At 36.1% G+C, this 11423-nt stretch carries 5 protein-coding genes; all 5 read left to right on the top strand.

The window, feature by feature from the left end:
• Positions 1-204: 204 nt before the first annotated feature.
• Genes EZ428_RS21505 through EZ428_RS21525 form a run of 5 tightly spaced genes read left to right on the top strand, consistent with a single transcriptional unit; the run spans position 205 to position 11423 of the window.
• Complete coding sequence (locus EZ428_RS21505) at positions 205-2544, top strand: hypothetical protein (protein WP_131555405.1); 2340 nt, start codon at positions 205-207, stop codon at positions 2542-2544.
• The gene (locus tag EZ428_RS21510) at positions 2541-3638 is read left to right on the top strand and encodes a DUF928 domain-containing protein (RefSeq protein WP_131555406.1); all 1098 of its coding nucleotides are present in this window, start codon (positions 2541-2543) and stop codon (positions 3636-3638) included. Before EZ428_RS21505 ends, EZ428_RS21510 begins: the two co-directional genes overlap by 4 nt.
• Complete coding sequence (locus EZ428_RS21515; RefSeq protein WP_131555407.1) at positions 3635-4045, top strand: hypothetical protein; 411 nt, start codon at positions 3635-3637, stop codon at positions 4043-4045. Before EZ428_RS21510 ends, EZ428_RS21515 begins: the two co-directional genes overlap by 4 nt.
• A complete protein-coding gene (locus tag EZ428_RS21520; RefSeq protein ID WP_131555408.1) occupies positions 4038-10607 on the top strand; it encodes a hypothetical protein in 6570 nt (2189 codons plus the stop codon). Before EZ428_RS21515 ends, EZ428_RS21520 begins: the two co-directional genes overlap by 8 nt.
• Before the next feature lie 3 nt (positions 10608-10610).
• Positions 10611-11423 carry a hypothetical protein gene (locus EZ428_RS21525; protein WP_131555409.1) on the top strand — a complete coding sequence of 271 codons (813 nt, stop codon included), beginning with the start codon at positions 10611-10613 and terminating at the stop codon, positions 11421-11423.

Here is an 11423-nt window from a genome sequence, read left to right on the forward strand (position 1 = left end):
TTGGTATGTTCAAAATAACCTTATGTGTAATGCGGCTCCTATCGCATTTTTTCTACTTCTTTTTTTGCCCATCTTCGGCATAAGGAACCGTAATATTTAACTAATCTAAAACATTAAATCCATTGATTTAAACAAAAAATGTTAATGTAAAAATATTGAACATTTTTTGTAGCTAAAAATGGCAGTTGGTGAAAAATAAAAGGCATGATGGCAATACAAAAAACAATGCTCGCACTTGGTGTGTTACTCCTTTTTGGGAGTGCCACTTTTGCCCAGGTTAAAAAGCCCGTTGTTAATGTTGATTCGGTTAAGAAGCAGCTTAAAAACGCTGTAAAGATAGATTCTAACAAAATTAAGGAGCTGGCTCATATCGATAAAAAAGTAAAAAAAACGGTTAACGATAAGATTAACCAATCTGCATTTGCCAAAATTCTAAAGAAAGATTCGACCGCTGTTGGCAAGAAAGTTCAGCTAAAAAATGTCAGTATAGAAAATACCGTCCAATACGGAGAAAATTTGGGGTTAATTTCAGGATCGAATTATCTCAATAGAATTTCGTTTGATGGCCAACTTGAAGTATACAAAATTCCCATCAACTTAGCGTTGGTTAACAATTACAACCCACTTAATCAACTCAATTTTAGTCAGCAAAATCTTTTCAAGGTCGATTTGGCCAAACAACAGTTGCAACAACTTTATCAAGTAGATCTTCAAAAGTATAAAAACCTAAAAAGCAAGAAGTTTTTGAGCATGACTGCCCAGAATTACCTTAAAAAAGGCATTCGAGAGAAAATTCAAGAGGGCTTGCCAGAACAGATTACAAATAACCAAAAGGTAATGGCTTATCTCAATAACCCTAATTCGATTAAAGAATTATTATCCATGAGTAAAGAGCAGGTAGAAGCTAAGCTTAGCTCGGTGATGAATGAGCTTAAAGAAGAAGCCAAAAATAAGGGAGAAGAGTTTTACAATAGTAAAAAGGATAGCTTAACTCAAGTGTTTAATACAAAGGTACAAGAGGTAAGTGCCTATGTGCAGTCTGTTAAGCAAGAGTTAAGCGATAATGGTTTAGACGAAGAAAAAATTGAGCTTTTAGAGAAGTTTGTGAATAACAAAATCAGCGAACGCGATTTGGAAGCCTTATTTATCAGTCAGCTCAGCAATCAGCCAGAACTTCAAAAGCTCCAAAAGGCTTATTCAAAAATCAAGGAATTTCAGGCAGGTAATTTTGCTAACCTATTGCCGGGCTCATTCATGAATAGGGACTTGTTTTTAAATGGGGTTAATTTGGCGGTTAGAACGGCCCGTGGCCCAGTAACGGTTGGTATTGCTACCAATAAAGATTTGGGTCAGCCTAAAGACATGGAGTATACACGTTCTAATTTTTCATCGCCCAAGCTGTATACCTATTTAAGTGTACCCACTACCAATTTCGCTTTTGGCAGTGGTAAACTATCATGGGTAGGTCTCTATGATAAACAATACCAAAATACTTCAACACTGTTGTCTACTGCCGTGCCGAGAAATAACATGGTTTTTACCATTTCACAAAACTTAAACCTTAATGATTTTGGCAAGTTAACGGTTGATGTTTCGAAGTCTGCCGTGCAGTACAATAACTTGGTTAATGGACCAGAGCTGGTTTTGGCAGATCAATTAACCAAGGGTAATTATTTTAAGGATGATCTTTTTGAGACCATGTCATTTGGCTTAAACCATGGTCTAGATTCAAGAAAAATGGGTCTAAAAAGTAATGTATACTTCAGTTATTCGGGTATTGGTTTTCAAAATCCAGGTCAGCAGGGAAATACCAACATGAACATGCGTTTTGGTGGAAATGTAAAAAAGAGCATGTTTAATAACAGGGTTACTTTTTACCTCAGAACTGACATGAAAAATACGCCAATCAGCGCCAGTAACAATTCGCACTGGAGAAATTATAACGTACAGTTAGATTCGAGAATCAGGTTATCTAAGTCTTATACGCTAAGCTTAAAATACCTAGAGAATGGGGTAAATAAAGTGGGTGTTGAACAGGCCTTACCTGTTTATGCTTCCAAGAAACTACAAACAGACTTTAATGCCAACTATAAAATCTTTGGTAAATCTAGTTTCAGTCATCTTTCCCTGGCAAAACAAGACATGGATAACCAAGGAAGCGCTACCATGGTGGCTACTAATTTTATACAGGCTAACTACGCACAAACTGTTGTTTTTAAGAGTTTCTCGCTCAATGGCAATGTGTTTTACAATAAGCAGCTCACTGCAAATCCTATTCTGGGCGACATGATTAACTCAGACATGGCTTGTCAGTATACCTTATTTAAGTCGGTCTTTTTATCATCGGGTGTTACCTACCTCAATAACCAGCGCATAGCAGAGCAGGTTGGCATTAGACAAAACATACAAACCATGGTTAAAAAACACTTGGAGGTAAGTGCCTATCTCGATGTTAGAAAAAACTTAATTACACCGCTTTACCCAGATTTATTTTCGAAGGCTAGGGCAGAATTTTCACTCAAATATTATTTAGACAAACAATGATCAGTTATAAAAGATTAATATTAGTGATCCTCCTTTTTGTATCGGTACCTGCATTTAGTCAGGTAAGCATACAATTTGTGCCAGAGCTATTTGGGCGAAGCATAGATGGGCTCATGAGTGCCAGCATCTATAGTTTAAAGGATAGAAAGAGCGTAAGACTAAACATTACGGTTAGCGAGGCCAAAACAGGTAAGGTGTTGAGCATCCAAACACAGCCTTTTACCATTGTGCCAGGCATGAACTTGTTGCCACCATCAACCGTTAAGACTGCGAAGGTAACCATTAGTAATACCAATACAGGTAATTATATACGCCAGCACGGTAATTTCCCTATGGGCGATTATGATTATAACTATGTGGTCATGGCGTCTTCGTCAAGTGAAGAGATTATCATAGACCAGAATTTTTCGCAAGAAATTACACCCCCAGCGCCATTTGATTTGATAGAGCCTTACAACGAGGACCAGATTTGCGAAAAGAGACCCATGTTTACCTGGCAACCTTCTTTACCGCAAGTGGTAGGTTCCCTTTACCAGCTCACCTTGGTAGAAATGAAAGACAAACAAAATGCAGTGGAGGCCCTGAACTATAATTTACCGATAGTGAACCAAAAGGGGATTTTAACCAATTTGTTAATGTACCCACCCGTTTCAAGAGATTTAACCGCAGGTAAAAAATATGCTTGGCAGGTAACGGTTTACAAGGGCCAAGCTATCATTAACCGGTCTGAGGTATGGTCGTTTAAGGTAGATTGTGCCGATACGGTAAGCGCTAAGCTCGAAGATGACAATGGATATAGGGATATAGAGGATTTATCAAGAGGGAATTATTACGTAGCCCAAGGACTTATTAAGTTTTCTTTAATTAACTCCTATTCAGCTCAGACCTTACAATATAGTATTGTGAGCTTAACAGACCCCACCCAAAAAATTAGACGATTGCCCAAAGTGAATCTGCAAAAGGGACAGAATAAGATCAGGTTGGACCTTAGCAATAATTTTTCATTTAACGATGGACATTCATATGTTTTGAAAGCTATGTTGCCAAATGGATCAAGTAAAAGTTTAAGGTTTATTTATAAGGAAGCTCAATGAGGAAGTATATTTTAATAGTGGCGATTTTTTTAATGTCATGCAATAGAAAAGAATCGAAGGATCAATTAGTTGATAAAGACCTAGTAATTAATGCCTTGAAGGCGAGTGTTGAAAATGGAGCATTGACCTATAAAGTGAGAATTTTTCATCACTTCAAAGGTACAGCATTGGAAGGGCAAAAAATGAATGAAAAAATGGCCTATAGAATGGATAGTAGTTTCTATAAGGTAAGCGAAATGGGTAAACAATATGCAGATGAATTAATTCCAATTGCGAATGGATTAAATAACTGTTTTGAATATATGGTAGTTTTCTATAATAGCAATGCTGGAGAAAATAATCTGACCTATAAAGACAAATATATTACCGGAAAAACGTATCAATTGAGTTTAAAGCAAGATGAATAAAACTATAAAAAACAGACGAATTAAAAGGGTTGCACAACTGTTATTGGCAGTTTGGCTATTGAATATTTTACAGCCCTTAACTTCATATGCATTAACATCTGGTCCTTCACAACCTGAGGCACAATCTTTTCAGCCAGCAGGTGTTACAGACATGGTTGATTTATTTAGTGGTGATTTTAAATATAACATACCCTTATTAGATGTAGATGGATATCCAATAAGCATGAGTTACCAATCGGGAGCTGGTATAGATGATGAAGCTACTTGGGTTGGTTTAGGATGGAACTTGAACGTTGGTGCAATTAATCGTCAACTAAGAGGAATGGCTGATGATTTCTCGGGCGATACAATCATAACAGAGCATGACGTAAAACCAAAGATTACAGTTGGGGGAAGAATAACGGGAAAGACTGAATTTAGGGGAAACTATATAAGAGATGATGGAGGTAAAATAACCGGTGCATCAGGTCCGAAAATTACTGGCTCTTTAACTTTTGGAATTTTTAGTGACAATTATACAGGAATAGGCGCAGAAATAGGTGCAAATGCAGGAATTTCCTTTTCAAGAGCAAATGAAGGGAAACTGACCGCAGGTATGGGTATATCGGTACTTTCGAGTACGGCAAGTGGGGTTGATGTAAGCCCTTATGTAAATATGTCAATCGGTAATTATACCAAGGAAAAGGTTACAGAAAGTTACGGGCTTTCTTCTTCTCTAGGTTATAATACAAGAGCAGGAATGAAGTCATTAAGCTTTGGTGGAGGTTATATTGGAAGGGTTAAAGCTAATTCTGATTATTCCATTTCTTATAATACAGAGCCCTTGATGCCAAAAATTCAAATCCCTTATAAGGCTGATTATAGGTCTTTCAGTTTTGACATAGGTTTTGCTACCCCATTTTATTTTTTTGGAGGAGGTGGAACAGGCTATAGAAATAAAAGAGAAGTTTCCAATAAACACTTGGTAAGCCAAGGTTATGGATTCTTATATGCCGAACAAGGGAAAAATAAAAAAAATGCGGTGATGGATTTTATTCGAGAGAAAGATAATCCAGTTATACCAGAGTTGCCAAATTTGGCTTTGCCGGTAGCCACACCAGATGTTTTTATGTATAACAGTCAAGCTGGCTCTGGGCAATTTAGGTTATATAGAGGTGGCTCTGGTGCTTACTTTGATAATGAGACAATGGATGTTTCTACGGGAAATTCTATAGGTGGAGATTTTGGTTGGGGAGTTGGAAAACATATAGGTGTAACCTTTTTTAATCAAGACACAAGAAATATCACTAGAAAGTGGACCTCAAATAACAATTATCTAAAAAATGGTGATTTTCAAGATGAACCTAGTGCCAATCCAAGGAAACAGCACGTTTTTTTTAGAAAAATAGATGAAAAGAACATAGAAGATTCTTCAATGGTTAGCAAATATCAATTTGCTAAATCTCTTTCGGTAGAAATAAGTGGGAAAACAGCAAATTCAGCATTTAAAACTGAAACTAATTTTGCTACTAACATTAATCAGGTTACTTCACCCATAGCTAAAAACGAACCTCAACGTCAGCAGACTTTCATTTCTTATCTCACGGCAAAGGATGCAGGTATTGCAGGTTTAGATCATTCCTTAAAATTTTATGCTTTTAACCAAAGTGGTTCATTTGTTCCCCCACCTCAACATGTTCAAAATGCAATTGAAGATCAAGCCAGAATAAAAGGTAAGCGAAAGGCACACCACATCTCAGAAATGACTGTGAATGAAAGCACTGGTCAAAGAGCAGTTTATGGAATGCCAGTATATAACCTTACTCAGCAAGAGTACACTTTTGCAGTTGGAAAAACCTATACTGTAGAAAATGGGTTGATTGATATAGATGCAGGTATACCAGAAAATAAAGGGATTGATCACTATAAGCATAAAGAAACCCAAGCTGCATATGCTCATAGCTATCTCTTAACGGGTCTATTATCACCAGATTATGTAGATAAAACAGGTAATGGGATAACTGACGACGATAACGGTACGGCTATTAAGTTTAAATATTCTAAAATTGCTAACTATAAGTGGAGAACTCCTTATAATAATAAGATTAACGGTAACCTTAAGAAAACCGCAACTCTCAATAGGGCTTTATTAGCTGATCCAGATGATGATAAGGGGAGCATTATTTATGGAGAAAAAGAAATTTGTTATGTTAATTCCATAGAAACCAAAACAAAAATAGCCTACTTTATTACTGAGGATAGATTAGACGGTTTAGGTGTTAAAGATATAATGGGCGAACAAAATAATACTGTACGTCAAAAAAGCTTAAAAGAAATTAGACTATACTCTAAGGCCGATATGAGCAAACCTATTAAGGTTGTTAAATTTAAGTATGATTACCAACTTTGCCCAAATACGCCTAATTCTATAGCTGCGGGAGGCGGTAAATTAACTTTAACCAAAGTTTGGTTTGAATATGGCAATACCCAAAAAGGTTCTAATCATCCTTATATTTTTACCTATACAGACCATGTTGGTGCTGTTAATGGTGCCTATGCTAATTTTAATACAGATAGATGGGGTTCATTTAAAGAACGGAACATAAATCAGGGTGGACTTAGCAATGAAGAATTTCCTTATGCCGATCAAGATAAAACAAGAGCAGATGCTTTAGCAGCCCTATACCAAATCAGTTCAATTAAACTTCCTTCTGGCGGCATCATTAATGTTACTTACGAGGCAGATGATTATGCCTACGTGCAAGATAAGGAAGCGATGGTGATGGTACCTATTAAGTCGAACGTGGGATCAGGTGATTCTTTAAATGGAGCTACTGGTATTAAGCTTAACCTAGATAGTTTACCGCCAATAGGGTATAGCGGAGCTCGATTATTAGATTGGTTTAAGAAGAAATATTTAAACGGTTCAAATTATCTTTATTCTAAGACTTACATCAAGGTTTCAACTGCTAATGCAAACTCAGATGGAAGGGACAATGATTTTGTGCCTTGTTATAGCAAGGTAATAGGAGTTAACATGGTTGGCTCAACCCATGAAGTCAACGTTATTCTTGAAAATATAGAGGTATCTGGAGAACATATCAATCCAATTAGGCACGCTGCTTTACAAAGGATGAAAAATGAATATCCAAGGTATGCTTACCCTGGTTTTCAGAATAGGATTAATGATAATGGGGGAGGATCTTTAAAAGCTGCAGTAACTGCAGTAGCAAGTGCAGCTAAAAACTTAAGTGAGCTGAAAGAGAATTTTTATAAAAAAGGACTTAGAAAAGGTTATGCGAGTATAATTGACCCTAATAAAAGTTTTGCTCGTATTGTTAAAGTTTCAGGTAAAAAAATAGGAGGTGGCTCTAGGATTAGAAAAATTGCCATTCAAGATAAATGGGATGTTTTTACAAGTGACACCAATGTAGTAGCTGGAATATATGGGCAAACATTTGATTATACCACAAAATCATTAAATGGCAATAAGATAAGTAGCGGTGTAGCCAATTATGAGCCCGGCATTGGCAACGATGAAAATGCCTTAAAACAACCTATAGCTTACATTCAAAATATTAAAGGAGCTATTAATAACTATTTTGAGTTAGAAGAACCATTTGGTGAGTCGTTTTTTCCAAGCCCAAGTGTAGGGTATAGTAAGGTAACGGTAAGAGATTTAGAAGAAAATCAGACTGAAAAAGAGCTTCCAAAAACTGGTTTTTCCATCAATGAATTTTATACGGCAAAAGATTTTCCGGTATCGGTAGTTGTTACTGAGCCACAACGTTATAATCCACGACCATCTAATACTTACGGCTTAGTTTTTACTAGTGCTTTGGAGGAGTTGGTTATATCACAAGGTTATACCATTACCATAAATGATATGCATGGTAAGTTAAAGGCAAACAGATTATATAATCAATCTGGTGCCGAGATATCAAGTACAACTTATCATTATCAAGTAGAGGATGATAAAGCGGCAACTTTAAAATTAAAGAATACTGTTGACATACTAGACACAGATGGGGTGCTGAGGCATGATCGGGTTATTGGTAGGGATATTGACTTTTTTACTGATTTTAGAGAGCAGGAGAGTATGAACTCTGGTGTTACAGTTAATTTGGGGATTGATTTTATGCCAGTTCTCAATATCCCAATACCACATTGGCCCATTAACGGGAATAATGATAATAAGCTTTTTCGTTCAGCTTGTGCGGTAAAAGTAATTCAACTGAGTGGATTAATACATAAGGTAACCAAAATGGAAAATGGTGCTGAAGTTAATGTCGAAAACGTAGCTTATGATGGTGTAACCGGTGAAGCAATTATAACTAAAACGCAGAATGAATTTAATCAGGATTATTACGCTGTTAATTTTCCTGCTTACTGGGCATATCGCAAAATGGGAGGTGCTTATCAAAATCTAGGTATGGTGCTTAAAGATGTAACGCTTAGTAGTTTAAAAGAAATTAACGAGTCTTACAGAACATTGCTTACACAGGGTGATGAATTGGTAAACACCAGTACTGGCATTCATTATTGGGTAATAAACAATAGAACAACAATTGCAAGCGGACCTGGATCAGAAGGCTATGGTATATATATACAATTGATAGAACCTACAAAAATGCTAATAGATAGAGTTGGAGCAAGGGTAAATAGCATTGATCCAAACCAGGATACATTTAAGGTGATTAGATCTGGTTATCGGAATCAAATGGATGCCAATGCAGCAAGTATTGTTTCTTTAAGAAACCCTATAGAAAATGATAAACTCATTTTAACTGGAACTCAAAACTTGGCAAAATATAAGATCATAAGTGCCAGTGCTAATACTTTCGATGATGAATGGCCTGGAGATAATTGTGGTCAAACCACTGAAAGGATAGAAAATACTGCCTATGAATTTAAGTTCAAACAACCTTTCTTTCACAGTACTCACGGTAGTTATGGGGCTAGGATTTTTGCGGAGGAGACTTATCCATACTTAGGAAATCCATATTATTATACGAGCAATCCTGTGTTGTCTAGCCGATTAAATTCTGCTAGAATATGGATCAATTTACCTGTAGCCAATAGTTTAAGTGAATACCTTGGTTTTACAACCACATTTACTGCCGAGGCAAAAACTTATTACATGGGTTATGCTGGGGATAATGATGTACGGATTAAGATAAATGGAGTTGATATTCCGAATACAGATAATGAGCCTAGGTACTGGACTGTAATTCCAATTAGTTTAAAGCAGGGGAAAAATGTAATTGAAGTGGCAGGCTATAACTATCCTTTGGCACCCAATACAGAAACTACTAATCCAGGAAGTTTTGGTGTCGAAATTTATGATAATACCATTAGCGAATTGGTAAATGCCACATCTTCAGCAAGCTTTAACATGGTTTTTAACACTGCGAATCTACTTTCGTATGCCGAAAGCCAGAATCTGCAAAGTTTTAGGACAATCAATGGTGTAAAAACTTGGCGGTTTACTTATAATAATTTTTACAATCCGTTTGTAGAGGGTATTAAAGGTAATTGGAGGCCTTATGAACAAAATGTTTATCAAGAAAGCAGAGCCTATGATGATACCTTCTCGGCAAATAAAAAGGGAATGAACCTCAAAGATGCGGGTGTTTTTAAATCATTCAATTCTTATTTCGCCTATAGTTGGGGCATTTGGGTAAAGAACATTGCTGCAAGCAAATGGGTTACTGCAAATGAGGTTACCCTTTATGATAGATATGGACAGGAATTAGAAAACAGGGATGCTTTAGGTCGATACAGTGCTGCCAATTTTGATTTTAATGGACAATTACCATCTGTGGTAGCTTCAAACGCCATGAATCGTGAAGTTTATGTGAACAGTTTTGAAGATGTAAAATTTAAGGTAGCACATACACCAATTTGTGCAACTACAGGTTTTACTGCTACGGGTTTTAACTCCAATACAAAGGACACAATTTCCCATACTGGTAATTACAGTTATTTGCTCAACTCAACCGGTATTACGCTAGAAACTAAAATGCATACCGAAAAGCATAAAACAAATAGTTACTTAAGTGTAAGCGATGGTCAATTTTCATTAATTAATACACCTGGGCTTTATCCTGGAGGTTTTGAACCTATCAAGTCTAAAAAATATGTCATCAGTGTATGGGTAAAAGACAGACAGGCAAAAAACAAGAACGCTTATATTACAGCAACAGCAAAAGATGAAATTGGATATGGCCCAACGGTTAGCTTTAATTGTAAAGCTGTAATTGAAGGTTGGAAATTATTGGAAGGTGAAATTAACCTTACTGGACTTACCGGAACTAAGCTTTTTCTTACTATGAAAACTAATGAGCCAAATGTGTTTATAGATGATATAAGGGTTTTTCCATACAATGCTCATCTAAAATCTTATGCCTATAGTGATAAGAATTTTAAACTGATGGCCGAACTAGACGAAAATGCCTTCGCTACTTTCTATGAATATGATGACGAAGGTTCGTTGGTAAGGGTTAAGAAAGAAACAGAGCGAGGCATTATCACCATAAAGGAAAATAGATCGTCTCTTCGCAAACAACCTAATTTATTATAGGATATGAAAATGAAACTACCATCTGATACTCGTCAGTTGAAATTTATAGGCCTAACAGCCATTATACTTGTACTTGGTTTTAGCTCTGTATTGGCTTGGAACAGCTATCAAGAAAATACTAAGCCTTTAGCTAAAGTAAAAGTAGTTGATACAAGCTATGTGAATATAGTAGATACCGCTCAATTAAGACTATTTAAAACAGTTTATGAAAAGATTGATGTGAATAGGGCAGAATTTTTAATCAAAGGGAGATTAAGTACCATTGATGGGGCAGATTCAACTCAGCACATTGCAAATGCAAACTATGTATATAGCCGAAAGGGGAATCAGTTCTATTTTAAGCTTGGCGATATAGAGATGTCTAATGGTAATGAGGTATCAACCTATGTAGATCATAAAAATCTAAAAGTGATGTTAACGCCAAGCAAAAAGGTAATTCCTCTAGCATTGATGCCTGACATAAATAAATTAATGAAAACAATTGTTGATGAAGGTTATTCGGTTACAGGAACCCTTAACAAAGTAGAAGGAACAGTGAGTTTACTCAATCCTTATCATTTAACCTGTAAAGAATATAAATTGGTATATGATGCTACTACCTTACTTCCAAAGCGATTATATATAAGGTTAAGCAATTTTCAAGAACCAGAGAATAAGCAAAAGGATAAAACTATAGACTTGGACCTTAGCTTAACCAGTGATGAATCTCATTTAAATGAATTCTTAGCTCAGCAAATTGTGAATAAAAAGGGTAAAGATTGGACACTTAGCCCTGCATACAGCACTTACGAATTAATCAATAAACTTCAGTTTTAA

Origin of the sequence: Pedobacter frigiditerrae, from assembly GCF_004331645.1 — a bacterium.
GTDB classification, from domain to species: Bacteria; Bacteroidota; Bacteroidia; order Sphingobacteriales; family Sphingobacteriaceae; genus Pedobacter; species Pedobacter frigiditerrae.

What these genes read in the sequence shown, in the direction of transcription:
- EZ428_RS21520 (WP_131555408.1), top strand. Translation starts at nt 4,038, where the DNA reads ATGAATAAAACTATAAAAAACAGACGAATTAAAAGGGTTGCACAACTG.
- EZ428_RS21515 (WP_131555407.1), top strand. Translation starts at nt 3,635, where the DNA reads ATGAGGAAGTATATTTTAATAGTGGCGATTTTTTTAATGTCATGCAAT.
- EZ428_RS21510 (WP_131555406.1), top strand. Translation starts at nt 2,541, where the DNA reads ATGATCAGTTATAAAAGATTAATATTAGTGATCCTCCTTTTTGTATCG.
- EZ428_RS21525 (WP_131555409.1), top strand. Translation starts at nt 10,611, where the DNA reads ATGAAAATGAAACTACCATCTGATACTCGTCAGTTGAAATTTATAGGC.
- EZ428_RS21505 (WP_131555405.1), top strand. Translation starts at nt 205, where the DNA reads ATGATGGCAATACAAAAAACAATGCTCGCACTTGGTGTGTTACTCCTT.